General features: G+C 72.9%; 13 protein-coding genes and 2 tRNA genes. 7 read left to right on the forward strand and 8 right to left on the reverse strand.

The window, feature by feature from the left end; translation table 11 throughout:
• Positions 1 to 123 precede the first annotated feature (123 nt).
• Positions 124 to 480 (forward strand): hypothetical protein, encoded by a 357-nt coding sequence (locus tag MTQ01_RS01955; RefSeq protein ID WP_247486541.1) that lies wholly within the window; start codon positions 124 to 126, stop codon positions 478 to 480.
• A gap of 390 nt (positions 481 to 870) precedes the next feature.
• Here MTQ01_RS01955 and MTQ01_RS01960 read toward each other — a convergent pair.
• Both MTQ01_RS01960 and MTQ01_RS01965 read right to left on the reverse strand, forming a co-directional pair.
• Positions 871 to 943, reverse strand: a tRNA-Arg gene (locus tag MTQ01_RS01960).
• Between the two features lie 264 nt (positions 944 to 1207).
• Positions 1208 to 1299: transfer RNA gene (locus tag MTQ01_RS01965), tRNA-Ser, on the reverse strand.
• 229 nt (positions 1300 to 1528) lie between these two features.
• Here MTQ01_RS01965 and MTQ01_RS01970 point away from each other — a divergent pair.
• Positions 1529 to 2020, forward strand: a complete 492-nt coding sequence (locus MTQ01_RS01970) for an SSI family serine proteinase inhibitor (RefSeq protein WP_247486542.1) — start codon at positions 1529 to 1531, stop codon at positions 2018 to 2020.
• An 830-nt stretch (positions 2021 to 2850) separates the two neighbouring features.
• Positions 2851 to 7251: a PAS domain-containing protein gene (locus tag MTQ01_RS01975; RefSeq protein ID WP_247486543.1), complete on the forward strand. Its 4401-nt coding sequence runs from the start codon at positions 2851 to 2853 to the stop codon at positions 7249 to 7251.
• 482 nt (positions 7252 to 7733) lie between these two features.
• Here the strand turns inward: MTQ01_RS01975 and MTQ01_RS01980 are convergent, their stop codons facing one another.
• The 5 genes from MTQ01_RS01980 to MTQ01_RS02000 all read right to left on the reverse strand — a co-directional run bounded on the left by MTQ01_RS01980 (position 7734) and on the right by MTQ01_RS02000 (position 14142).
• Positions 7734 to 9386: a long-chain fatty acid--CoA ligase gene (locus MTQ01_RS01980; RefSeq protein ID WP_247486544.1), complete on the reverse strand. Its 1653-nt coding sequence runs from the start codon at positions 9384 to 9386 to the stop codon at positions 7734 to 7736.
• 280 nt (positions 9387 to 9666) lie between these two features.
• Positions 9667 to 10236: a SigE family RNA polymerase sigma factor gene (locus tag MTQ01_RS01985; protein ID WP_247486545.1), complete on the reverse strand. Its 570-nt coding sequence runs from the start codon at positions 10234 to 10236 to the stop codon at positions 9667 to 9669.
• A gap of 525 nt (positions 10237 to 10761) precedes the next feature.
• Positions 10762 to 11079, reverse strand: coding sequence for a hypothetical protein (locus tag MTQ01_RS01990; RefSeq protein WP_247486546.1), 318 nt, complete (start codon positions 11077 to 11079; stop codon positions 10762 to 10764).
• Positions 11080 to 11343: 264 nt separating this feature from the next.
• Positions 11344 to 12522 (reverse strand): Cmx/CmrA family chloramphenicol efflux MFS transporter, encoded by a 1179-nt coding sequence (locus MTQ01_RS01995; RefSeq protein ID WP_247486547.1) that lies wholly within the window; start codon positions 12520 to 12522, stop codon positions 11344 to 11346.
• A 591-nt stretch (positions 12523 to 13113) separates the two neighbouring features.
• Positions 13114 to 14142, reverse strand: a complete 1029-nt coding sequence (locus MTQ01_RS02000) for a hypothetical protein (protein ID WP_247486548.1) — start codon at positions 14140 to 14142, stop codon at positions 13114 to 13116.
• Between the two features lie 1370 nt (positions 14143 to 15512).
• On the opposite strand from MTQ01_RS02000, the gene MTQ01_RS02005 reads away from it, so the two are divergent.
• Positions 15513 to 17108 carry a sporulation protein gene (locus MTQ01_RS02005; RefSeq protein ID WP_247486549.1) on the forward strand — a complete coding sequence of 532 codons (1596 nt, stop codon included), beginning with the start codon at positions 15513 to 15515 and terminating at the stop codon, positions 17106 to 17108.
• A 163-nt stretch (positions 17109 to 17271) separates the two neighbouring features.
• The gene (lhgO, locus tag MTQ01_RS02010) at positions 17272 to 18561 is read left to right on the forward strand and encodes an L-2-hydroxyglutarate oxidase (protein ID WP_247486550.1); all 1290 of its coding nucleotides are present in this window, start codon (positions 17272 to 17274) and stop codon (positions 18559 to 18561) included.
• A gap of 455 nt (positions 18562 to 19016) precedes the next feature.
• On the opposite strand, the gene MTQ01_RS02015 is transcribed toward lhgO, so the two are convergent.
• Positions 19017 to 20120, reverse strand: a complete 1104-nt coding sequence (locus tag MTQ01_RS02015) for a multicopper oxidase domain-containing protein (RefSeq protein WP_247486551.1) — start codon at positions 20118 to 20120, stop codon at positions 19017 to 19019.
• 355 nt (positions 20121 to 20475) lie between these two features.
• Between MTQ01_RS02015 and MTQ01_RS02020 the strand changes: the two genes are divergently transcribed.
• Both MTQ01_RS02020 and MTQ01_RS02025 read left to right on the forward strand, forming a co-directional pair.
• Positions 20476 to 22932, forward strand: coding sequence for a ThuA domain-containing protein (locus tag MTQ01_RS02020; protein ID WP_247486552.1), 2457 nt, complete (start codon positions 20476 to 20478; stop codon positions 22930 to 22932).
• Positions 22932 to 25208: an OmpL47-type beta-barrel domain-containing protein gene (locus tag MTQ01_RS02025; RefSeq protein ID WP_374207568.1), complete on the forward strand. Its 2277-nt coding sequence runs from the start codon at positions 22932 to 22934 to the stop codon at positions 25206 to 25208. The genes MTQ01_RS02020 and MTQ01_RS02025 overlap by 1 nt, the downstream gene beginning before the upstream one ends.
• Positions 25209 to 25518: the final 310 nt, after the last annotated feature.

Raw genomic sequence — 25518 nt, forward strand, 5'->3', positions numbered from 1 at the left:
CGCCTGCGTCTCGCTGTTGCTCGCGCCGGGAGTCGACGCGTGAACGATCATGGAGATCCTCGGGCGCAGCGCCATCACCAGGACGCCCGGGGCACGCGGACTGCGTCGCCCACTCTCTTCCTCATGGGTGACTCTGACGCCTTCCGCGTGGCGGTGAGAGCGTACGCAGAGGCCATTTTGAGAAGTGACGCGTCTCCGTACGAACCGGCATTGGAGATCTTGGGTCTCGTCAGTGGCGGTCACCCGGTCGACGACGGCGATGAAGCCGGCAACTGGCTCGCGCTCATCTGGGGTGAGCTGACCGACTGGGTCGAGCTGCATCCTGCGGAAGCGCATCAGGCCGAGGCCCATATGGTCACCGCTGCCCGTGAGTGGCTGACCGTCGAGGGTGATCAAGAAGCCGAGGCACGCTACTTCGACCGCTGGCTGTACGACGTCCTTGGCTTCGAGCGCCGCTCAACGCACAGAGAGCAACTTTGAGAACCGTGGCAGCGATGTCACCGTGGGTCCACACATCCCACCGCCTCCGCCCTGAGAACAGCGAGAACGTCTCCTGGTCAGGCAACTTGGTCAGGGGACGTCTCCGTTGCCCGCGCCCGGCACCCGCCCGCAGTTCCCCGCCCCGGCGGGCACGCAAGGGGGCGGGCCCGCCGGCCGCTCCCGTCCTCTGATGTACAGCCTCCGCGACGGGCCCGCCTGAGCCTCAGTCAGTGACGGCCCGCCACGAGGCGAGCGAGAAGGAAGTGCGCGACGCGGCCGGCAAGCTGCCGCCGCCGTGGGCGGTAGTGGCTGACGCGGTTGCTGTACTTTCCTGCTTGCAGGCACGAAAAAGCCCCCTCCGGGATGATCCCGAGGGGGCTTTGACCTGTGCGCGCTCGGCAGGATTCGAACCTGCAACCTTCTGATCCGTAGTCAGATGCTCTATCCGTTAAGCTACGAGCGCTTGTGCTTCCCTGGCCGTCTGGGCGGCCGGTCGGCGTTGCGTGGACAACATTACATGACCTGCGCCGCGAGGCGAAATCCGTTTGTCTCACCAGTGCTGAGCTGCGGAAACGGGCTCCCGAGGGGCGGCGGGAAGCGGTCGCGCGCCTCGTCCGCGCACTCCGTCGCCCGACGGTGCGGGGCGAGTCCGGACGTACGCGGGGCCGGACGCACGCGAAAGCCCCGGCACATGCGTACCGGGGCTTCGGTGATCGGTGAGATCGAGCGGAGGCTGAGGGATTTGAACCCTCGATCAGGGGGTTACCCCGAAACCGCATTAGCAGTGCGGCGCCATAGACCAGACTAGGCGAAGCCTCCACACGCCCCGCTAGGCGAGGCGTGGACAGATGATGGCACAGGGCGTGACCCGGTGACCAATCGCGGTACACACTACCCGCCGACGAGCGCGGCGGGCAAAAGCCTTCGTACGTGCGTACGCCGGCCCCCACCTGCGTGTACGTCGGCACCGGCGTGGCGGCGGACAAGTTGCGCAACGGGCGGAGGGAAGCAGCGTTAGTAGGTGGTGGGGGTACGAACCACGTACCCCGTGACGCTGAAACCGGGAGTCCTCATGCTGCGCCGTATCGCCACCGTCGTGACCGTGACCGCCGCGCTGTCCGCTGTCGCGGGCTCCGCACTGGCCTGCCCGTCGCCCCACGGGCAGATCGAGAAGGCGGGTGGCGCACTGCCGACCGCGGGCACGCTGACCGTGGTCTACCAGGAGGACGCGGAGGCCAGGACCGAGCGGTACGAGCTGAGGTGCGGTCCGGCCGGTCGTGCGGCGGGCAACCACCCGTCGGCGTCCCGGGCGTGCGCTGCGGTGGACCAGGCGGTGCGTGGGCCGAAGAGCCCGTGGGAGCCGGTCTCCAAGGACGCCGTGTGCACCCAGCGTTACGGCGGACCGCAGACGGCGCGGGTGACCGGGACCTGGGCGGGCCGCGAGGTGTCGGCCGACTTCGAGCGCACCAACGGCTGTGAGATCGCGCGTTGGGACACCCTGACGCCGGCGCTGCCGCTGATCGGTGCCGACGCCCGCTGATCGCACGCCATCGCGGAGCCCCTCCGGAGGCTTTCGGCGACATCCGGAGACCTTCGGGGCGGACGGCGGACGGCTGACGGCGGGCGATCCCGGGCAGCCGGGTCGGGCGGGCCAACTGCGTGGGCCCGCCCGACGGTTGCGTTCGGCGCACGGAGGTGCGGGCCTGCACGCGGTACGGGCGAGCGCAGGGCACGTGCGTACGCAGGGCACGTGCGTACCCGGGGCGCGTGCGTACGCGGGGTACGGGCGTGGCGGCGCACGTCGTGGCGGCGCACACGTCGCGGGCGGGCTGGCGCTGGAGGGGCGGCCGGTGTGGGTGACGGGGTCGGGGAGTGGAGGGGTCGGGAGTAACGGGCGTCACGAGAGTAGGTGTCCGCGCTTCGGGCAGGTGATCGCCGCGGTGCCGTGGCGGCCGGACAGGTGTCGGCCGCCACGGCACCGTCACGGGGATCCGGTGCTCGTCGCGCCGCTCCGGGCGCGCGCCGAACGTCGCGCGCCGACCGGCTCGGGCGGGTGCCCGCCGGCGCCCGCCGGGCGTCCGGAAACGGCCGGTCGGGGGTGGTGCGGCAGGTGCCGGACTCCGTGGACCGACAACAGCTCGACAAGGAAACGCAGTTGCGGAATCAGACATTCCGCAACTGTTCGCGGAACGACCGTGGCCAAATGTCCGGCCTGGGTGCGTGCGGCTGCTTCCTCCCCGGTGTCACCGGTACTGGTACGCATCTGCCGTCCCCGGGACAAGCGCTGCCCGTAGACTCCACTCTGGTGATGAGCCCGGGGTAGAGGCAGACTGGCCGGGTACCACGTGGTCAGCAAGGAGGAACGCCGTCGTGAGCAGCAGGCCATCCCGAGGCGCTGCTCGCCTCGCCGCCATACTCGACGCCCTGCCCGATGCGCTGTTGCTCGTCAACGCCAACGGCACGGTCGTCAACGCCAACAGCATCGCCCTCGATGTCTTCGAGACACCCGGTACGGCGCTGATCGGTCGCGGTCTGCTCGATCTCGTGCCCGCGTTCGACTCCAAGCGCATCCCGGGGTCCATGCGTCGCCCCGACGACCGCATCGAGGAGCGTCAGCCGCCGACCCGGATGGTCGCGCGGCGCACCGACGGCAGTGAGTTCCCGGTTGAGGTGACCAGCGCCAACCTCGAGGACGGACGCACCACCTACGAGTCGTCCTTCGAGGCCGCGTACGCCGATCACGGCGGGTACGGCGGCAACGAGCTGCTGATGCTCGTCGTGCGCGACCTCAGCGGCACCCTGGACACCGAGGCCGAACTGGCCCGGCAGCAGCGGCAGACGGAGATGATCCTGCGCGCCGCCGCCGAGGGCGTGGTGGGCACCGACACCGAGGGCCGCGTCGTCCTGGTGAACCCGGCCGCCGCGCAGATCCTCGGCTACCGGGCCAGCGATCTCGGCGGCCAGGCGCTGCACCCGCTGGTGCACCACACCCGCGCGGACGGTACGCCGCAGCCGTACGAGGAGACGCCGCTGGCGGACACGCTGCGCTCCAGCCGCAAGCACCGGGTGCGCGGCCAGGTGCTGTGGTCCAAGAAGGGCGAGCGGGTGCCGGTGGACATGACCACCGCCCCCGTCCGCGACGGTGATCAACTCGTCGGCGCGGTGCTGACGTTCACCGACCGCCGGGCCACGGACGCGCTGGAGGCGCGGCACGCGCAGCTGCTGTCGGTCGTCGACGAGGCGTTGCGCGGACCGCTGGAGGAGCTGCGCGGGGAGCTGGCCGGTCTGGCCGCGGACCCCGCCGGTCAGCTGTGGCCCGAGGCCAACCAGATCCTGCACCACCTCTCCGCCGGCTACGCGCGGATGACCACCCTGATCGACAACGTCGTGCAGTACCAGCGGCTGGACTCGGGCCGCGAGAAGCTCGACCGCAAGCAGGTCTCGCTGGACGCGGTGATCGCCGGCGGCGTGGAGAGCGCCGTCGAGCTGATCGGCCCGGGCCGCGCGCAGTTCGCGGTGCACGCACCGCCGATACAGGCCGTGGTGGACCCCGACCGGCTGGCGCTGGCGATCGCGCATCTGGTCGCGGACGTCGCCGGCGTCGACGTCACCGGCAACTCCACGGTCGCCGGAGGCCCGCAGGACTCGACGATCGTCGTCGCCGCCGCCAAGCGCGGCGGCAGCGGGCGCGGCGAGGAGGCGACCAAGGAATCGGTCGTACGGATCGAGGTGCGCGGCCCGCACAGCGGCGGCAACCCGGTGCATCTGCCGATCGCGCGCGGCGTGGTCGCCCGGCACGGGGGCGTGCTCCAGACGCACGAAGTCCCGGGCGGCGGAAGCGCGTACGTACTCGAAGTGCCGCTCGGCGACGTGAGCGACGAGCCGGTGGCGAGCCCGCCGCAGCGTCCCGCCCGTGGCGCACTGCCCGCGCCCGGACCGGAGCCGCAGGGCGAGCCGACCCAGGGCACGGGCAGCATGGCGTTCGGCAACGGGACGACCGTGATGCCCAGGCCCGCCCGTCCCGCGCGCGGGACGCCGGAGGCGCTGGCGCTGCCGGCGGGTCGCGACCGGGCACCGCAGTCCTCGGGCGGTCTCGCACTGCCTCCGGGCAGCGGCGGGCCCGGCCCGCAGGCGCAGGCCGGGGAGGTCGAGCACCAGCAGTCGGCGGGCCCGGGGCAGTTGGGCGGGCCGGTGGCCGCTCAGCAGGGCGCGCAGGCGGAGTTCGGCGACGGGAGAGAGCTCGGCAGCGGAGAGGTTCCCGGGCCGCGCACGGAGGGCGAGCCGGTGCCGGCGACGCCCGCCGGCCGGCGTTCCCGGCGGACGCTGCGCCCCGTCGACGGGCGCGGCACGGGCGAGTCGGCGCCTTCCGAGCCGGTGCAGTCCGAGCCCGCGTCCGAGCCCGCGCAGAGCGAGTTCGCACGTCCCGGGCAGTCGCAGCCCGGTCAGGCTCCACTGCCGGGCGGCTATCCACAGCCTGTGCAGCCGCAGTCGGCCGGCTTCGAACCGCCGGCGGCTCAGACGGCTCAGACGGCTCAGACCGCTCAGGCTGCTCAGGCCGAGCAGGAGGCTCGGGCGGCGCAGGAGGCTCAGGAGGCCGCCGAGGCGCAGGACGCTCCGGTGGCGGTACCGAACGCCTGGGGCGCCGACGCGCAGATCCCGCAGCAGGTCCAGCCCGGCACCGGACGACGGGGCCGGCGGGCGAAGCCCGCCCCCGAGGGCGGCGGCGAGCAGCAGGGCGCACCGGCCGGCCGTTCGCCGTTCGCGCTGCCGCCCGCCGCGGCGGACCGCACGGACGGTTCCGAGGGCGGCCAACAGGCGCTCGGGTACGGGGAGTCCGCGTCGGGCGAGTACCCCGCGCAGCCCCAGCGCCCGACGGGCAGGCGGCGCAAGCCGAGCCCGGCCGCCGAGGAACAGCCCGTACCGCCGGAGCAGGCCGTACTGCCGGAGCAGGCGGTTTCTCCGGAGCAGGTGGGCTCTCCCGAGCAGCCGGTTTCTCCGGAGCAGCCGGCGGCCGGCGAGGCCGAGCAGCCGATGCGGCCCGAGGACATGGACCCCCGTGCCGCCGGTCACACGGTCGTCGCGCGCAGTCCGATCCTGGGCGGGGCAGTGCCCCCGTCGAGCGAGCAGCCCCATCCCAAGCCGCTGCCGATGCCGGGCGCGCCGCAGACGGCCGACCCCAGTGCGGTGAGCGTGCGCACACTCGGGCAGGGACGTCCGTACGCGGCGCAGGTGCAGGCCCACGTCGAGGCACGGGCGGCCGAGCAGGCCCAACAGCCGGGCCACGGGCCCGAGTCCGCGCTGCGACCGGAGACGCCGCCGGGAGCGATGCCCGACAGCGCCCCGCAGCCGCCCGCCCCGGCCCGGCCGCAGCCGACCGAGCCGCAGCCTTCCGGTCAACCGCAGCCCGAGCAGTTCCAGCAGCCCGGGCAGCAGCCGCCCGTACAGCCTCAGCAGCCGCAGCCGTCCGGTCAGCATCCGCTGCCCCAGCACACGCCCCCGGGCGGTACGGGGAGGCGGCGCAAGCTCGCGGCGCCGCCGCAGCAGGACGACCGCGCGGGGACGGCACCGGCGACACCGGCCGGGGACCCCCGTCGTGCGCTCCAGCCGCCCCGCCGGCAGCCGGCGGGGCGGCAGCCCGGCGGCCAACAGCCCGTCGCGCCGCAGCAGCCCGGCGGCCAACAGCCCGGCGGCCAACAGCCCGGCGGCCAACAGCCCGGCGGCCCGCAGCAGTCGGGCCGGCAGGGGAGCCGTTACGAGTTGCCGCCGGCGCCGCAGCAGCCGCAGCCGGCGCCGCCCGCCGGACAGTTGTCGCAGGGGCAGGCCGGTCCTCCGGGTTCCGACGCGCAGCCGCTGCCCGCCGGGCACACCTCCCGGCAGTTGGGCAGCATGAGCGGACGGCCGGACGCGGCGCGGCAGTTCACCGTCACCGCACCGGACGCGGAGGCCGCCGAGGGGCCCGAGCCGCTGGACGGGCCGAACGGCGCCGCCGCGGTCGCCGACCCCGCGATGACGATGCCGCTGCGCCCGATCGACGTGGACGACGAGCTGCCGCCGGAGCCGCTCGACAACCCGCGCCGGCTGCTCGTCTGGCCGGAGCCGGACGTCACCACCCAGCAGGCGCTCACCGACCGCGGGTACCGGCCCGTGCTGGTGCACTCCCGCGAGGAGGTGGACGCGCAGATCGCCGCGTACCCCGCCGCGCTCTTCGTCGACCCGCTCACCGGGCCCATCACCCGTACCGCCCTGCAGTCGCTGCGGCAGGCGGCGGTGGCCGCCGAGGTGCCGGTGCTGGTGACCGCCGGGCTGGGGCAGGCGACCAGGGAAGCCGCGTACGGCGCGGATCCGGCCGTGCTGCTCAAGGCACTGGCCCCGCGCGACAGCGAGCAGCACCCGCCGCGGGTACTGCTGGTGGAGGGCGAACCGGTCATCGCCCAGGCGTTCGCCGCGACGCTGGAGCGGCGCGGGATGCAGGTCGCACACGCACCGTCGGACGGTCAGGCGGTCGAGGTCGCGGCTCAGATCAGGCCGAATCTGGTGGTGATGGACCTTGCGCAGATCCGTCGCCGCCGGGCCGGGGTGATCGACTGGCTGCGGGTCAACGGCCTGTTGAACCGCACGCCGTTCGTCGTCTACACCTCGGCGGGGATGGACCGCGAGCAGCTGGCCGGACTGGCGGCGGGCGAGACGGTGCTGTTCCTGGCCGAGCGCTCGACCAGCGTCGAGGTGCAGAGCCAACTCGTGGACCTGCTCGCCAAGATCGGCACCGGCTGACCCCGCCGCCGCCACCACCGACGGCGGGCGTCGCGGGTGGCGCCGACAGTGGGCGTCGCGGGTGGCGCCGACGGTGGGCGCCGACGGCGCGAGCCGCGCACGACCCGCGTGTGGGGCCCGGTACGAGCCGCGTACGTGCCGGGCTCGCCCCGCGCGCCGGCGCCTGCCGGGTGAGTCCGTCGTACGCGGTGCGTGACGCGTGCGACGCGAGAGCCGCGAGCGCCGTACGGGACCGGTCACAGGTCGCCGTTGGCGCATGCCGGTGGCACAACGGCGGCGGCACGACGCGACCCCGGCGGTGCCGCAGCGACGGCGGGTACGGCGGCAGCGGGATGGGCGGCGGCGGGTACGGCGGCGGGCAGGGCAGCGGCGGGCACGTCGGCGACGGGACGGGCGGACGGCGGGCAGGGCGTGAACGCGCCCGCCCCGGACACCGATCGGCTCGGCGTCCGGGGCGGGCGGCAGCGGCAGCGTCGCGGCGGCTACAGGGTGGTGACGTCCAGCGCGCCGTCGGCGTACTGGGCGCGCAGCACCTTCTTGTCGAACTTGCCCACGCTCGTCTTCGGCACGGCCGGGATGACCGTCCAGCGCTCGGGCACCTGCCAGCGCGCGATCCGCTCCGCGAGGTGTTCGCGCAGCTCCTGGTAGGTCGCCTCCCGGCCCTCGGCGAGCACCACCGTGGCGAGCGGGCGCTCTCCCCACTTCTCGTCCGGCACCGCGACCACGGCCGCCTCGGCGACGGCGGGGTGTGCCATGAGGTGGTTCTCCAGCTCCACGGAGGAGATCCACTCGCCGCCGGACTTGATGACGTCCTTGGCGCGGTCGGTCAGCGTCAGATAGCCGTTCGGCGAGATCGTGCCGACGTCGCCGGTGCGCAGCCAGCCGTCCTCGCTGAACTTGTCGAGCGGGCGCAGCGGTTCGGTCGATCCGGCGCCGCCGTAGTAGGCCGCGGCGATCCAGGGGCCTCGTACCTCCAGCTCACCGGCGGTCCGGCCGTCCCAGGGGGCGAAGGTGCCGTCCGGGGAGGCGAGCCGGACCTCGACGGATGCGGGCAGGCGGCCCTGGGTGAACCGGTACTCCCACGCCTCCTCCTCGCCGACGCCCGGCGGCGCGTGCGAGACGGTGCCCAGCGGGGAGGTCTCGGTCATGCCCCAGGCGTGGACGACGGTGATGTCGTACTGCTCCTTGAAGGCGCGCATCAGGCTGGGCGGGCAGGCGGAGCCGCCGATGACGACCCGGCCGAGGGAGGAGACGTCCCGCTGCGTGGCGTCGAGTTCGGCGAGCAGACCCTGCCAGATCGTCGGGACCGCAGCGGCCAGCGTGGGACGCACCTTCTCGATCATCTCGGCGATCGGGCCGGGCTGGAGGAATCGGTCGGTCATCAGCATGCCGGCGCCGGACATGAAGCAGGCGTGCGGCAGTCCCCAGGCGTTGACGTGGAACATCGGCACCACCGGCAGCGCGAGGTCGCCGCTGCCGAGGCCGAACGCCTCCGCGCTGTTGACGTGCATCGCGTGCAGATAGATCGAACGGTGGCTGAAAAGCACGCCCTTGGGGTCGCCTGTCGTACCCGAGGTGTAGCAGAGGGCCGCGCCCGCGCGCTCGTCGATCTCCGGCCACTCGTAACGGGTCGGCTGCTCGGCCAGCAGCTCCTCGTAGTCGTGCACCTCGACGGTCGCGCTGTCCAGCGCGAGCCGGTCGCCCTCGCCGACCACGACGACGTGCTCGACGCTCGGGAGCCTGGGCAGCAGCGGGGCCAGCAGCGGCAGCAGCGTGCCGTTGACCAGGACGACCCGGTCGGCCGCGTGCCCGACGATCCAGACCAACTGCTCCGGCGGCAGGCGGAGGTTGAGGGTGTGCAGCACGGCGCCCATGGAGGGGATGGCGAGATACGCCTCGACGTGCTCGGCGTTGTTCCACATCAGGGTGCCGACGCGGTCGCCCTCGCTCACGCCGAGTCGCTCGCGCAGTGCGTGGGCGAGCTGTGCGGCGCGTGCGCCGGTCTCGGCGAAGGTGCGGCGGTGCGGTTCCCCGCCGCCGGTCCAGGTGATGATCTCCGCGTCGGCGTGCACCCGCTCGCCATGGGCGAGGATCCGGCTCACGTTCAGTGGTACGTCCTGCATCGTGCTCAGCACGTGGGGCCTCCCGGGCGTCCTGTCGAGTCGCGCGCACTCACCGGCGCAGCGCCCGTCACGAGCGGCCCGGCGACTCGCCGCGATGCCCGCACGACACGCTGCCCGTGGCGGGCAGCCTGCCACCGACCAGGCGGTATGTCACGTGGTCGGGCACAACCGGAGGCCCGGCGCGCACCCTCGGCGGCCCGGTGCCGGGCGTCGCGCAGCCCCGCCGGGCGGTCGCACCGCAGTGGCTGTGGTGGCTGCCGTGGCTTGCGGGTGGCGCGGGGGAAGCCGGGGTTCAGGCGGCTTCGACGGTCTCGGGGGCCGTGGTGGAGGTGGCGGCGTCCAACTGGGCGTCGTTGCGGAGCTTGGCCAGCGCCCGCGAGACGGCGCTCTTGACCGTGCCGATCGAGACGCCCAGCACCTCGGCGGTCTGCGCCTCGCTCAGGTCCTCGTAGTACCGCAGCACCACCATCGCCCGCTGCCGGGCGGGCAGCTTCAGCACCGCGCGCCACAGGGCGTCGCGCACGGCCTGCTGCTCGGCGGGGTCGGGGCCGGGCAGCGGCTCGGGCTCGGGAAGCTCGTCGCACACGTACTCCTCGACGCGGCGCTTGCGCCACTGCGAGGTACGGGTGTTGAGCAGGGCGCGGCGGACGTAGCCGTCCAGGGCGCGGTGGTCCTCGATGCGCTCCCAGGCGAGGTAGGTCTTGGTCAGCGCCGTCTGGAGAAGGTCCTCGGCATCGCTCGGATTGGAGGTGAGCGAACGCGCGGTACGCAGCAGCACCGGTCCGCGCGCCTGCACATACGTGGTGAACGTCAGCGGCGTCACGAGGGGCGTCACGGTGGCGGAAGTCCCAGGCGTGGTCATGCACTCAACCTAGGAGCGGGGCCCCCACCAGGGGATCGCCCGGAAGTCCCGAACGGTCTCCGCCTCAGGTTGTACGACGTGTACCCCTCCCACCTCCCTCAGGGGGATAAGCACCAATACCGAAGTCAGGGCTCGTCAGGGGCGTATCAGGGTTGCCGGTCGGCCGGGCCGCCGGGGCGGCCCGCGCGCCTTGGTGCTGCCGTGGCGGGTGGGGCGCACGGGAACTGCGGACGCTGTACGCGCCGGACTCCGGCGATCGGCGTTGCGGGGCCGTCGCGGCCGAGTTGCGGCCGACCGGGCGCCGTCGGGGAGCGTACCGGACGACGGCTGCCGACTGCGACCGGACGGACGCGGCGGGTGACGCGCGGGCCCGCCCCGGGCGGGGCGGGCGGGAGTGCGGCGGGTCGGGAACGCGGCTGTGCCCCGGGCCGGGAACGCGACCGGGTGGCCGCGTCCTGCTGGACGCGGCCACCCGGTGTGACCCTTCCCCGGCGTCCGCCGCCCCGGGGGCGGACGCCGCTCGACTCACCAGAGCGGACTGAACACGATGGTGGTGTTGTCCTGGTCGATGACCGTGACGCCCGGGCCGCTCACATTGGCGCTGTTGGCCTGGTTATTGGCGGCGTTGACGGCACCGGGAGCGGTGGCGAGCTGCTGGTTGGTGATGGCGTTGCCCGCGCTGTCGTCACCGAGTCCGCTGCCGGAGGTGCTGACGACGGTGGCCTGGGAGTCGTCCGCCGCGATGGCGCCGTTGTCGGCGTGCGCCACTCCTGTGAACATCGCCGCGGCCAGCGGCACTGCGGCCACCGCGGCGATCACACGGGCGGTACGGGTACGTGCCATAGGGGTCCTCCAGAACAACTCGGCTGATCCGCGGGGAGGTTGGCCGTTCGGCCCGCCTCCCCGGCGGGTGGTGCGACGTCGCGCCACCAAGCTGCCCGCCGCCCGCACCGGCAATCGCCGTGTTGTCCTGATTCGCTCTCAGGTATGACGATCCGTCGCCAAACCTGCGCGTACGTTCCCACCCGCCGGTGCGGGGGCGGGCAGTGGCGGGTGGTGCAGGGCGCTGCCGCGCGGTGGCCGAACTCCCGCCGGGTGCGGGCGGGTTCAGTGCGGGGCCGCGGGTGCGGGCTCGGCGGTGAGCAGCGGACGGAAGGCGAGTGCGGTGAGGGACGCGAGCGCCACCAGCGCGGCGCTCAGCCACATCGGTCCCGGGCCCCCGGCCTCCGTGCGGAGCGTCGCGGCGGCGAGGAGAGGGCCCGCGGCGGCGCCCGCGTTGAGCGCGACGGTGGCGTAGGAGCCGGCCATGGTCGGCGCGTCCGCGGCCTCGTGGAGGACCCGGGCGATCAACGTACTGCCGAGCGCGAAGGAGAGCGCGCCGAGCGCGAGGACCAGGACGCAGAGGGCGGCGGGACGGTCGGCGAGCACCGCCAGGGCCGACCAGCCGACCACCAGCAGCGGACCGGCGACGGCGAAGAGCTGCCACGGGCGTCGGTCGGAGTACCGCCCGGCGACGTTGACGCCGAGAAAGGAGCCGGCGCCGAAGAGCACCAGAACGACCGGGACCCACGGTTCGCCCAGGTCCGCGGTGTCGGTCACGACGGGGGCGAGGAAGGTGAAGCTGCCGAACGTCGCCGCGTTCACCACCGCGCCGAGCAGCATCACCAGTACGGGCCGGCCCCGGCGCAGCACCGCCAGCTCCGCGCCCAACTCGGGCCGGTGGCCGCCGCGTTCACGTGCGTTCGAGGCCGGGACGCCCCGCAGGATGCCGAGCGCCGCGGGGAGGCAGAGCAGCGCGACCGCCCAGAACGGCGCCCGCCAGTCGATCCAGGCGCCCAGTGCCGCTCCGCCGGGCACGCCGGCGACGGTCGCCGCGGTCGTACCGGAGAGCAGCACGGCGAGCGCCCGGCCCTTGCGGTCGGGGGCGACCAGGCCCGTGGCGGTGGTGAGCGCGACCGCGAGGAACCCGGCGTTCGCCAGCGCGGCGATCACCCGGGTGGCGAGCAGTACGGCGAAGTCGGAGGTGAGCGCGCCCACGACGTGCACGACGGCGAAGAGGAGGGTGAAGCCGAACAGGCAGGCTCGGCGCGGCCAGTTGCGGGCGAGTGCGGCGACCAGCGGTGCGCCGAGAAGCATGCCGACCGCGAAGGCCGAGGTGAGTGCGCCGGCGCTGCCGACGGTGGTGCCGAGATCGGCGGCGATGTCCGGCAGCAGGCCGGCGAGCATGAACTCCGAGGTGCCCATGGCGAAGACGGCCACGGCGAGGAGATGGAGCGGAAGCGGCATCGAGTGCTCCGAGGTGTACGAGACACGGGAAGACGGGAGAGAGGGGGGTCTTCTCGTCACCGCTGTCAGTCCGTGCACACGAGCGGGCCGACTCGCCGCGCAGTGCGGCGAGGGCAGCCTCGCGGAGCGGGCCCGACGGCCGGCGCGCCTTCTGCGGCGCGGACGTCCGTGGCGACGCGCGGACGTCCGCGGCGACGCGCGGACGCGGGTACGGTCCGTGCGGTCGCCGACGCCTGCCGGTCGCCGCGTCCCCGGCTCAACGGCCGTGCGGGGCCCGGGCGTTGAGCCGAGGGGCCGGTGGCTCGGGCCGGTCGCCGGGGCCGGTGGCCGGGACCGGTGGCTCGGGGCTCAGGGGTGCTGGGGGCTGACGGCGTGACCGAAAGCCCCCGCTCTGTCCGACTCGGGGCTCGACATGTGCCGCACGCTACCCGAGCCCCCGTACGCCCGGCAGCCCGTTTTCTCCGCTCGGTCGGGAGGGCCGGCGGCCGGGAGGTCCGGTGGACGCGCGGTCGGGAGGGCGCGCGGCGGGTCGGTGGGCGGCCGGGCGGGTGTGCGACCGGCGGGCACGGCGAACGTGCCCGCCGCGGCGGGTCACTTCTTGACCCGGATCTCCTGGCGCACCTTCACCGTGGTGTCGGCGAACTCCGCCACCGAGGGTGCCTCCGAGCCGCTCTTGTCCTCCCACACGACCAGTACGAGCGTCCCGGCGTCGCCCCAGACGCAGTAGGTCGCCGTGCTGTCGGAGTCGCCGCCGCGACCGCACTTCATGGCGTCGCCGTCGAAGCCGTCCGGGGACTGCTCTTTGGCGGCGCCGTACTGGGACAGGGACGAGGCAAGGGTGTCCACGCTGCCCTCGACGTCCTTGATCCGGCCCTCGACGCCGACGAACGCGAGCTCGATCTCGTCCGAGTCCTCGTAGGTCGCGGCGACGGTCTTACCGTCGTCGGCGAGCTGCGGGTTGGCCGGACCGCCGTCCTGCCGCGGGGTGTCGGAGTGCTTGTACCGGCCGTCCAGCAGCGAACCCGGCTTGGTCAGGCCGTACGAGAGCGGGTCGCCGCCCTGGTCGGCGCCGCCCTTGTCGTCGGAGTCGCCGCCCCGGTCGTTGTCTGCGCTGCTGCCGCCCTTGGCGGTGTCGCCGTCCTTGCCGTCACCGTCGTCGCCGCTGACGACGAAGAAGACACCGCCGACGACGAGTGCGAGCGCCAGCACCGCGGCGGCGACGATGCCGATCGTTCTGCCCTTGCCCCCGCCGCCCGGCGGTGGCGGCGGCACCTGCCCGGGCTGCCCGTACGCGCCGTACGGTCCCGGCTGGCCGGGCTGGCCGGGCTGGCCGGGTTGGCCGGGTTGGCCGGGTTGGCCGGGTTGGCCGTACTGTCCGCCGGCGCCGCCGGGCTGGCTGGCGTACGGCGAGGGAGGCTGCGCGCCGTACGGAGCGCCCTGCGGCGGACCGCCGAACTGCCCCTGCGCGGGCGGCGGTTGCTGCCCGTACCCCGGCTGACCCGGCTGGCCGCCGTACCCCGACTGACCCGGCTGGCCGGGGGGTGGGCCCTGCGGTGGGCCCTGGGGCGGGCCGCCGTGAGGCCCGTTGGGGCCGTTGGGCGGCGGTTGCTGGAAACTCATAAACGCACCGACTCAATCAACTTGTCGTCATCCAAGCGGCCAACCATCGTTGCATGCGCCCCGAATCGGGGAAGGGCCGCTTCCACTTCCCTCTCGGCGTCCGCGCGTTCACCGGCGCCAGCGCGTTCACCGGCGCCCGGAGTGTTCACCGCGCGACCGGTCGTCGACCGGCAGCTCCGCCTTCCGGCAGCTCCGCCTTCCGTCGGCGTCGTCGCGGGGCGGTGCCTTCGGCCGCGCGCCGTCAACACCGCCACCCGCGCGATTCGTTCGGCGGCACGTGCGAACCCCGGGCTGCGGAGGGGCGGACGGGCCTGGTCGGTCACGGGCTCCCGCGCCGGGCACGCGGGGGTCGCGGGCGCCGGGTCGGGCGCTGCTGCCCCGGTCTGCCCGGAGGGGCGGGACGTTCGGCGTCCGGGCCGCACGGGGCGGAGGGCGCGGGATGACCGGAATGTGACCCACGATCAAACAGTGATATTCAGCCAAGTTGCATGGACAAGTTCGACTCGGCGGGGGGACGTCCGGGGCGTTCGCGCCCCCTGCGACGCAGGGTGACGAAGAGGCGCTGGGCAGGGCCGTCCGCCCCTGCCCCGACGGGAGTTGAACGGTCCGCGTAAGGACGGTACAGGGCGTCTTCACGTCCGTACGCGGACCGGGCTCTGTGCGGGGCGCACCGCGGGGCAGGCCGAGTCGCCCCCCGCCCCGTACGACTCGGCGCGCCCCTCGGAGCGGGCGCCGCAGGGGGCGCCCGGCGACGGCCGCGGGCCGGTGGCCGCTCCGCGACTGCCCCGCCGGGCAGTCGGTTGACCTGCGGTGACGGTACGCAGGCCGGGTCGCGGCGGCACTCCGACTCGTGGTCGTCCGCGTGGGCCCCTGCAAAGTCCGGGAGGCACAGCCACCTCCCGGACCCTGTCCACTGCCCGCGGGGATGTGGGGCAGTGGCATTTCCCCCAGCCCGCCGTGCCACGCGACGGGCTGACCCACGCACAACCATCGAAGCCCCTCCTGTCCAGCCGAAACAGAGCGCACGGGCAGGCGCACGGCCACACGCTGGGTGCACATCCGTCCAGCGCCGGTGCACACGGCTGCACGCCGGTGCCGGGGGCGCACACCCCGCCGCACCCACCGGTGGCGAGCAGGCCGGAAACCGTCGCCGAGCTGCCAACTCCCTTACGGCGCAGGCGATATGAGCGTGACGCGCGGGGCCACCGCCGACACCTCCGCTCCGCACATGCGTACGGGCATGAATCCCGCCAACCGACGACCAGCCCCTTAACGGTCGGGATCCGGCGAACTACGCTGAGTTCACGAATGCCCCGAGCATTTTCCAAAGGACGCTGCGGGGCGGCCGTCGGTGTGTGTCAGGGGTGCGCATGTCCAGGGAGCCACGCGGGCCGCATGAGAAGCGCGGGCCGAACGAGAAGCTCGGTGCCGTCCTCGCCCTCGCGGGTATCAGCAACGCCGGACTCGCCCGGCGTGTCAACGATTTGGGAGCTCAGCGCGGGCTGACTCTCCGCTACGACAAGACGTCCGTGGCGCGGTGGGTGTCGAAGGGGATGGTGCCGCAGGGAGCGGCTCCCCATCTGATCGCCGCCGCCATCGGCAGCAAGCTGGGCCGGCCCGTGCCGCTGCACGAGATCGGCCTGGCCGACGCCGACCCGGCGCCGGAGATCGGCCTGGGCTTCCCGCGCGACGTGGGGGAGGCCGTGCGTTCGGCGACCGACCTCTACCGTCTCGACCTCGCCGGGCGGCGCAGCAGCAGCGGCGGTGTGTGGCAGTCGCTGGCCGGCTCGTTCTCGGTGAGCGCCTACGCGACGCCGACCTCGCGCTGGTTGATCAGCCCGGTCGACAGCTCGGTGGCGCGCGAGGAGCCGAAGCAGGGCGCGGAGGACTCCGGTCCGGCGGCGAGGACGCCGAGCGCGGACGGCCCCGAGGCGGACGTGCCCGCCCCCCGCGGTGCGCAGAACGGCGGCCCGCCCTCGCAGAACGGCGAGAACGCGCCGTACCCCCGAGGGGGTCGCGAGCGTCGCCGGAGCGCGGAGCGCGGCACGCTCCGGGTGGGGCACAGCGATGTGGCCAAGCTCCGCGAGGCGGCCCAGGAGGCCAGGCGCTGGGACTCCAAGTACGGCGGTGGCGACTGGCGTTCGTCGATGGTGCCCGAGTGCCTCCGGGTGGACGCCACCCCGCTGCTGCTCGGCGCCTACAGCGACGAGGTCGGCCGCGGGCTCTTCGGCGCCTCCGCCGAACTCACCAGGCTGGCCGGCTGGATGGCCTTCGACACCGGCCAGCAGGAGGCCGCCCAGCGGTACTACATCCAGGCGCTGCGTCTGTCCCGGGCGGCGGCCGACGTGCCGCTCGGCGGTTACGTGCTCGCCTCCATGTCGCTCCAGGCGACCTACCGCGGATTCGCCGACGAGGGCGTGGACCTGGCGCAGGCGGCGATCGAGCGCAACCGCCGCGTGGCCTCGGCCCGGGTGCGGAGCTTCTTCCATCTGGTGGAAGCACGCGCCCATGCCAGAGCGGACGACGCGGGTTCCTGCGGCGCCGCGCTGTCGGCCGCGGAGAGCTGGCTGGAGCGCGCCCGTCCCGGCGACCCGGACCCGCCCTGGCTGGACTTCTACTCCTACGACCGGCTGGCCGCCGACGCGGCCGAGTGCTACCGCGATCTGAAGGCGCCGCGCCAGATGCTGCGCTTCACCCAGCAGGCGCTCTCCCGGCCGACGGAGGAGTACGTGCGTTCCCACGGGCTGCGGCTGGTGGTGTCGGCGGTGGCGGAGCTGGAGTCCGGCGATCTGGACGCGGCGTGCGCGGCGGGTGCGCGTGCGCTGGAGGTGGCCGGAAAGATCTCGTCCGCCCGGACCAGGGAGTACGTGCGCGATCTGCTTCAGCGGCTGGAGCCCTACGGCGACAACCCGCAGGTGATGGAGTTGCGCGAGCAGGCCCGCCCACTGCTGGCCACCTCGGCCTGACCCGCCGGCCGACCCCGGACTCGCCGACCCCGCGCCTGTCGAGCCCCGGACTCGCCGGCCCGCGGGACGGGCGCGGCGGGACGGCGTGCGGGGGCGGGCGTGCGGGGGCGACGGAGTCGATGTCAGTGGCGGCGGCCATGATGGACGTGTGGCGGCAGGACGGATGAGCGCAGAAGCACGGAGCGGCGTTCCGGCGAGTGCCGGGGCTGCCGGGCGGCCCGCGTCCGCGTACGACGCGGATGTGCTGGTGGTCGGCGCCGGCATCGTCGGGCTGGCCACGGCGTACGCCCTGGTCCGGGCGCGGCCCGGGCTGCGGGTGACGGTGCTGGAGAAGGAGGCCGGCCCCGCCCGGCACCAGACCGGTCGCAACAGCGGAGTGATCCACAGCGGGGTCTACTACCGTCCCGGCTCGCTCAAGGCGCGGTTCGCGGTGCGCGGCGCGCGGGAGATGGTCGGGTTCTGCGCGGAGCGCGGCATCCCGCACGAGGTCACCGGCAAGCTCGTCGTGGCGACCGACCGCGCCGAGCTGCCCCGGCTGCACGCGCTCGCCCAGCGCGGCCGGGAGAACGGCATCCCGGTGCGGGAGCTCGGGCCCGCGCAGATACGCGAGCGGGAGCCGCACGTCACCGGGCTCGCGGCCATCGAGGTGGCCTCCACCGGCATCTGCGACTTCGGCGCGGTGGCAGAGGAGTTGGCGCGGTCTGCCGGAGCCGGCGGCGCCCGGATCCGGTACGGGGCCGAGGTGCGGGAGATCGACCGCCGCGAGGGTGTCGGGGTCGCGGTGCGCACGGCCCCGCCCGGCGGGAAGGACGACGGCGCCGGCGCGGTGCTGCGCGGCCGCGCCCTGGTGAACTGCGCGGGGCTGAGCTGCGACCGGATCGCCGCCCTCGCCGGGGACGAGCCGAGCGCGCGGATCGTGCCGTTCCGCGGCGAGTACCACCATCTGAGCGAGGAGCGGGCGGAGCTGGTGCGCGGGCTGGTCTACCCGGTGCCGGACCCCGCGTTCCCCTTCCTCGGTGTGCACCTCACCCGCGGCATCGACGGCCGGGTGCACCTCGGGCCGAACGCCGTGCCCGCACTGGCCCGCGAGGGGTACGACCGGCGCACGGCGAGCGCGTCCGACCTCGCGGAGAGCCTGCGCTGGCCCGGCATGTGGCGGCTTGCCCGGCGGCACTGGCGGTACGGCGCGGGGGAGTTGAGACGTTCGCTGTCGCGGCGGGCGTTCACCGAAGCGGTGCGCAGGCTGCTGCCCGAGGTGACCGAGGCGGATCTGCGGCCCGCTCCCGCCGGGGTGCGGGCACAGGCGGTGCTGCGGGACGGGACGCTGGTGGACGACTTCCTCATCGAGGAGGGTCCGCACACCGTGCATGTGCTCAACGCCCCCTCGCCCGCGGCGACCGCCTCGCTGCCGATCGGGCGGGCGGTCGCCGAGCGGGCGCTCGCGCAGCTGTGACCCGACGCCGACCACGCCGACCGTGAGCAGGCTCGCGTCGGGTCGGGAGCCACGCGGGCGGCTCGCGGCGGGAGCCACGCGTCGGGAGCCACGGGGCAGATGTCACCGCGCGGGCGTCACGGGCCGGACTCCACGGGCCGGGGTCAACGCCCCCGGCCCGTGGGTGTGTTGACCCGCGTCCGGCCCGGCTTCCGGTCGTGCGCGCGGTACGACGCACCGGCCGGCGGGCGTCCCGAGGCCGCCCCGAGGCGCCGCCCGGAGGCGCCGCCCCGAGCGTCCCGCCCGCTGTCCGCCCGGGCCGCCGCGACGCGCGGGCGGTACGCACGGCCCGTTCCGGGTCGCACGGCCCGTTCTGGTACGCACGGCACCCGCGGCCCGTTCCGGCGACGCCCGCCCGTGCCGCCTACGCCCGCCCGTCCGCCGGTGTCCGTCCCGCGGGCGTCCGGGCGCGGGGCTCAGTGGTGCATGTGCGCGTGTCCGCCGTCGTCCGAGGACCCGCCGGTTGCCTTGTCCGACGACGCCTTGTCCGTGCCGCCCTGTTCCTTCTTCGCGCCGGCGCCGTGCGGGTGGTCGGGGTTGTCCGGGTCCCAGCCCGGGATCGTGCCGTCCTCCTTGGCGATCAGCAGATGTCCCGCCATCCCCATGTCGGAGTGGCTCTGCACGTGGCAGTGGTACATCCACGCCCCCGCGCCGACGCCTTCGCCGGCGAGGATCTGGAAGCCGAAGGACTCGGCCGGCCCGCAGATCTTGGTGTCGATGATGCGGCTGGGGTCGTCGGGCCCGTTCAGGATGCCGGTGCGGTTGTCGGCCCAGCGGTGACCGTGAACATGGAAGGTGTGGTAGAGCTCGCTGTGCGTGATGGAGACGATCTCCAGCCGCTCGCCGACGGTCGCCTCGAAGTCGGGGGCCTGCTTCTTGTTGTTGGTGAGCATGTCGTTGAAGACGACGGTGAAGGTCTTGTCGGGCAGCGGATCGCCCTCGCGGCGGACGACGAGCGGGCCGTAGAGGCCGTTGCGGATGCCGCCGGTGCCGTGGTCGGTGCCGACGACGTGGTCGTGGTAGTTCCAGTAGCCGGCGCTGCCCTCGCGCCAGGTTCCGTCCGCGCGCTCGCCCGGCTTGTGGGTGCGCCAGGTGTAGGTGCGCTTCTCGCCCGGTTCGATGTGGCTGTTGTTCATCCGGGTGCCGTCGCTGGTGATCTCGTAGTCGACGCCGTGGACGTGCAGGCTCGCCGCGACGTCCATGGTGTTCTCGACCTCGATGTGGAGGGTGTCGCCCTCGACCAGCTCGATCAGCGGGCCGGGGATGGACGCCTTGCCCTTCTCCAGGCCGTAGCCCATCTGCCCGTCGTCCAACTTCTCGATGTACAGGCTCATTCGGCGGGTCTCGTTCTTGGCCCTGGCGACTTTTCCCTTGGCCGCGGTCACGGCCTTCGGCGGGGGCGCCGCGGCCGACATCGATGTCACACCGATGGCCGCCGCCGCGCTTCCGAAGAGGAAGCGCCGGTTGAAGCCGCGCCTGCCGAACTTGTTCGCCCCGGTCTGCCCCTGGTCTGTGCCCATCCGTCGAACTCCCGTTGTACGTCGCACGGTTGACGCCCCTCTGGCCTCGTGGGCGACAGCTGTCACGAGATTGGCGGGGCCATGCCGCCCCACGGATCGACGACAACGTAGCGAGAGGATCTTCGTTTATCCATAGTAAGGACAAAGTTCGTTGAATTGCGGTCATACCTCTTGGCGAGTGAGCAAAAGCGGTCTAGCTTCGTCCGCGCTGACGCACGTGAGCGAACCAGGAGTGGGTGACCGAATGCGGCTGACACCACGACAACGGCCAAGCGCGGCTTGGCGGTTGGCGAGAAGCACGGACCGAGCACGACCCAGACCACGTACCAGCACCTCAGCGGGCTTCCGACCTCGTATGCGGTCGAGCACCAAAGTCAGAGCCTGGGCGGCGACGCTGCTGTCCGGGGCGCTGCTCACCGGCGTGCTCGGCTCGCCCGCGAACGCGGGCCCGCCCCCGGACTCGCGGCTGACAACGATGTCGCTGCCAACTCCCCCCGGCGGCGACGATGTTGCGGTCCTGGTCTTCCACGGCTCGGACAGCGAGGAGTCCCCGGTCGTCAACGCCGGGATCGAGGCCATCGAGAAGATCGGGCTCTCCGGCCCGGCGATGGAGCGCTTCCGGATCGAGGCCACCGACGACGCCTCCGTCTTCACCGACGAGGACCGCCTGGGCACCTACAACGCCGTGGTCTTCCTCACCGGTGGCGGCGATGTCCTCGACGGCGAGCAGGAGTTGGGGCTGGAGGCGTACATGGAGGCCGGCGGCGGCTTCCTCGGCATCCACGACGCGGCCCGCACCGAGCCCTACTCCGACTGGTTCGGCGAGCTGATCGGCGCCCGTCCCGAGGGCTCGGCCACCAGCGCGCAGACCGCCACCGTCGAGGTCGGCGACCGCAACCACCCGGCCACCGCCGAGCTCCCGCTGGAGTGGAAGCGGTCCGACAAGTGGCTGAACTGGAAGGAGAACCCCTCCGGCGAGGTGCACACCGTCGCCCGGGTCCGCGAGAACAGCTACAAGCCGGGTGAGAACGCCAACGGCGCCGACCACCCGATCTCCTGGTGCCAGGACTACGAGGGCGGGCGCTCGTTCTACACCGCCATGGGCGGCACCGAGTCCAGCTACTCCGAGGCCGACTTCCGCACCCACCTGCGCGGCGCGCTGATGTGGACGACGCGGATCGCCCGCGGCGACTGCCAGGCCACCGTCAACGCCAACTACGAGGCCAAGCGGCTGACCCAGCCCAACAAGCCCGGCGAGCACGACCAGATCGGTGAGCCGCACGGTCTCGCCACCGCTCCCGACGGCCGGATCTTCTACATCGGCCGCGGCGGCGCCGCAGCCGACGCCCCCGTGGTGACCGACTGGGAGGACCCGGAGGTCGGCAAGGGCCAGGGCGAGATCCACATCTGGGACCCGAAGGAGGAGAAGGTCTCCCTCGCCGGTTCGGTCACCGTCTTCGGCAACAAGGGCGGCGGCGACGAACTCACCAAGAACGAGGAGGGGTTGCTCGGCATCGCGCTCGACCCCCGCTTCGCCTCCAACAACTGGATCTACCTCCACTACACGCCGCACTCGGAGATCGACCGCGACAAGCGCATCGGCGAACGCCGCGTCTCGCGCTTCACCGTCGACCCGCGGACCAACAAGCTCGACCTCTCCTCGGAGAAGGTCCTGCTCGACTGGGACGTGCAGATCCACAGCTGCTGCCACGCCGGCGGCGGCATGGCCTGGGACTCCGACGACAACCTCTACATCGCGACCGGCGACACCAACTCCTCGCAGTTCAGCGACGGTTACTCGGGCAACAACCCGGAGCCGAACTACAAGGGCGTCTCCTTCGCCGACGCCCGCCGCACCTCCGGCAACACCAACAACCTCAACGGCAAGATCCTGCGCATCCACCCCGAGCAGGACGGCACGTACACCCTCCCGGAGGGCAACCTCTTCACGGGTGAGGAGGCCGACGAGGGCGGCGGCAAGACCCGGGGCGAGATCTACGTGATGGGCGTGCGCAACCCCTCCCGGATCTCCGTCGACCCCAAGACCGACACGCTGTACGCCGGTTGGGTCGGCCCGGACGCCCCGGAGCCGAGCACCACCTGGGGTCCGGCCAAGTACGACACCTTCGCCGCGATCACCGAGCCGGGCAACCACGGCTGGCCGTTCTGCATGGGCAACAACCAGCCCTACCGCGACCGCGCCGCCGACGATCCGGAGAAGCCCGGCGACTGGTACGACTGCGACGCCCCGAAGAACGAGTCGCCCAACAACGACGGGCTCGTCAACCTGCCGCCCGTCACCGGCAACACGATCTGGTACTCCCCGCAGGGTGGTGGCCCCGACTTCCCGCGCGACGAGAACGGCGTCCCCTCCTACGACATGGACGAGCAGAAGTTCCTGCTGCCCTGGCTCAAGGGCGGCGGCCAGGCCGCGATGAACGGACCGGTCTACCGCTTCGACTCCGACAGCAACAGCGGCGACAAGTGGCCGGCCTACTGGGACGGCAAGTGGTTCGTCGGAGACCTCTACGACTCCGACCAGCCGCGGCACGCGGTGGTCACCGACCCCAAGACCGTCGGCAAGGGCGGACTGCCCGTGCACGCCGAGTCGTTGAAGAAGATCGTCCCGGTCGGTGACGGCAAGATCCGCAACCTCATGGACTGGAAGTTCGCGCCCGACGGGTCGCTGTACGTCCTGGACTACGGCCGCGGCTTCTTCACCTCGGACAAGGAGTCCGCGCTGTGGCGGATCACCTACACCGGCGGCGCGCCGACTCCGGCCGCCGGCGACCTCGTCAGGAAGGGGGACTGATGCGTCCACCCAGCATCCGGACCAGACGTACCGGCAGCGCGGGCCGGCGACGGCGCCCGCTGCCCCGATTCCACCTGTGGACGGCCCTGGCGGCCGCCGTGCTGATGCTCGTCGGACTGGTGCCCTCGGCGGCGATGGCGGCCAAGCAGCCGTCCGCGCCGAAGGGTGGCGGCCCGGCCGCGCTCCAGACGCTGACCTGGACCGCGGACGACAGCGTCACCGACTACAAGACGGCTCCGACGACCGCGGTCGCGGGCGAGACGGAGATCGTCTTCGAGAACAGTGAGGCGACCGGCAACACCACAAACATGCCGCACACCCTCACCTTCGACACCTCCAACTCCGACTACAACAACGACGTCTCGCTCAACATCCTCGCCAACCCCAGCGACTCCAACGGCGGCAAGCACACGGCCACGGTCACCCTGACCCCCGGCACGTACCGCTACTACTGCACGATCCCCGGCCACGGGCAGATGCAGGGCACGCTGGAGGTCACCGAGGACGGCGGCGGCGAGGACACCACCCCGCCCGAGGTCACGGCCAAGGTCGACGGCACCCAGAACGAGGCCGGCGACTACGTCGGCTCCGCGACCGTCACCCTCAACGCGACGGACGAGGGCTCCGGCGTGGAGAAGGTGGAGTACGCGCTCGGCGAGGACGGCGAATGGCAGCCGTACACCGACCCGTTCGTGATCGACGAGATCGGCGACCACGTCGTGCGCCACCGCGCCACCGACAAGGCCGGCAACGTCTCGGAGGAAGGAAGCGAGAAGCTCAAGGTCGTCTCGCCGCCCACCGACGACACCGAGGCGCCCGAGACCTCGGCCACCGTCAGCGGTGAGAAGGACGAGGACGGCAACTACCTCGGCATGGCGACGGTGACGGTCACCGCCTCCGACGAGGGCTCCGGCGTCAACACCATCGAGTACGCGCTCGGTGACGACGGCGAGTGGCAGCGGTACGAGGCACCGGTGATGGTCCACGAGGTGGGCGACCACAAGGTGCGCTACCGCGCGACCGACAAGGCGGGCAACCAGTCCGAGGAGGCCAGCGAGTCGTTCACGATCGTCGAGCCGCCGGCCGAGGACACCACCCCGCCCGAGGTGACCGCGAAGGTGGAGGGCGAGAAGAACTCCAGCGGCGCCTACCTCTCCAGCGCGACGGTGAACCTCACCGCGAAGGACGAGGAGTCGGGCGTCGCCAAGACCGAGTACTCGCTCGACTCCGGCCCGTACCTGGAGTACAAGGACCCGGTCATCGTCGACCGCATCGGCCGTCACACCGTGGCGTACCGGGCGACCGACGAGGCGGGCAACACCTCGGAGGCCAAGAGCGTCTCGTTCACCATCGCGCGCGGCGGCGGCGTACCCGCGCCCAACTGCGCCGAGTTCGACGAGCGGGGCACGGTCTTCGTCGGCGAGATCGACACCGGCATCCCCAACCGCATCACCGACAACCGGTGCCGGATCAACGAGCGGATCGAGGACGAGAAGGACTGGTCCTCCCAGGCCCTCTTCCTCAAGCACGTGAAGGAGGCGCTGGACAAGCTGCTGAAGGAGAAGGTGATCGACCAGCGCGAGCACGACGCCATCAGCAAGGCGGCCAAGGACTCCGGGATCGGCACGCCGGGCAACACCGACGGCTACCGCAAGATCTTCGACGGCACCGAGGAGTCCCTCGCGCCGTGGGAGCAGGTCGGCGGCGGCGAGTTCATCCTGAACGAGGAGGAGGGGTCGATCACCAGCAGCACGGAGACCGAGGGCATGGGAATGCTCTGGTTCACCGAGCGCCGCTATGACGACTTCTCGCTGAAGTTCCAGTGGCGCGACGACGCCCCCGCCGACGGCCACGCCAACGCCGGTGCGTTCGTCCGCTTCCCCAAGCCCCACGACCACCCGGAGGAGGAGCGGCCCGAGTGGGTCGCGATCAAGTACGGGCACGAGATCCAGATCAACGACAGCCCGACCGGCGACATGTACAAGACCGGTTCGGTCTACGGCTTCGACCGCGTCGGCCTCGCCGGCTCGGGCGTCACGCCGAAGGGCACCTGGAACGACTACGAGGTCCGGGTGGTGAACCAGAAGTACGAGATCTACCGCAACGGCGAACTGATCAACGAGTTCCAGAACAGCGGTGGTCAGAGCTTCGTCCCCGCCAGGGACGACGACCCCGGCACCGACGGTCGCCGGTACGCCTCGGGGTACCTCGGACTCCAGGTGCACGGCACGACCGATGTGATCTCCTACCGCGACATCCGGGTCAAGCCGCTGTAGCCGGCAGCCCGACCCGAGGCAGGAATCCCGCGCTGCCCGTCGTCTCCGCACCGGAGGCGGCGGGCAGCGCCGTCGCGTCCCCGGTGCGTGTGCCGGAACGGGTCCGTGGACGGGTCCGTGGGCGGCCTTTGGGCGGCCCTTGGGACGGCCTGTGGATGACGGCCTGTGGGTTGCGTCCTGTGGATACCGGCCTGTGGATGCTGTCCGGTGGATACGGACCGTTGGATACGGACCGGTGGGCGTGGTCCGGTGATTCCGGCCGTTGGATCCGGGGCCGTGGAGGCGTGCAGCGCGGGCTCGCCGAGGGGTC

Source organism: Streptomyces sp. XM4193, assembly GCF_023072595.1.
Lineage (GTDB): Bacteria > Actinomycetota > Actinomycetes > Streptomycetales > Streptomycetaceae > Streptomyces.

What these genes read in the sequence shown, in the direction of transcription:
- MTQ01_RS02005 (WP_247486549.1), top strand. Translation starts at nt 15,513, where the DNA reads ATGTCCAGGGAGCCACGCGGGCCGCATGAGAAGCGCGGGCCGAACGAG.
- MTQ01_RS01955 (WP_247486541.1), top strand. Translation starts at nt 124, where the DNA reads ATGGGTGACTCTGACGCCTTCCGCGTGGCGGTGAGAGCGTACGCAGAG.
- MTQ01_RS01990 (WP_247486546.1), bottom strand. Translation starts at nt 11,079, where the DNA reads ATGGCACGTACCCGTACCGCCCGTGTGATCGCCGCGGTGGCCGCAGTG.
- MTQ01_RS02000 (WP_247486548.1), bottom strand. Translation starts at nt 14,142, where the DNA reads ATGAGTTTCCAGCAACCGCCGCCCAACGGCCCCAACGGGCCTCACGGC.
- MTQ01_RS02020 (WP_247486552.1), top strand. Translation starts at nt 20,476, where the DNA reads ATGCGGTCGAGCACCAAAGTCAGAGCCTGGGCGGCGACGCTGCTGTCC.
- MTQ01_RS02015 (WP_247486551.1), bottom strand. Translation starts at nt 20,120, where the DNA reads ATGGGCACAGACCAGGGGCAGACCGGGGCGAACAAGTTCGGCAGGCGC.
- MTQ01_RS02025 (WP_374207568.1), top strand. Translation starts at nt 22,932, where the DNA reads ATGCGTCCACCCAGCATCCGGACCAGACGTACCGGCAGCGCGGGCCGG.
- MTQ01_RS01995 (WP_247486547.1), bottom strand. Translation starts at nt 12,522, where the DNA reads ATGCCGCTTCCGCTCCATCTCCTCGCCGTGGCCGTCTTCGCCATGGGC.
- MTQ01_RS01985 (WP_247486545.1), bottom strand. Translation starts at nt 10,236, where the DNA reads ATGACCACGCCTGGGACTTCCGCCACCGTGACGCCCCTCGTGACGCCG.
- lhgO (WP_247486550.1), top strand. Translation starts at nt 17,272, where the DNA reads ATGAGCGCAGAAGCACGGAGCGGCGTTCCGGCGAGTGCCGGGGCTGCC.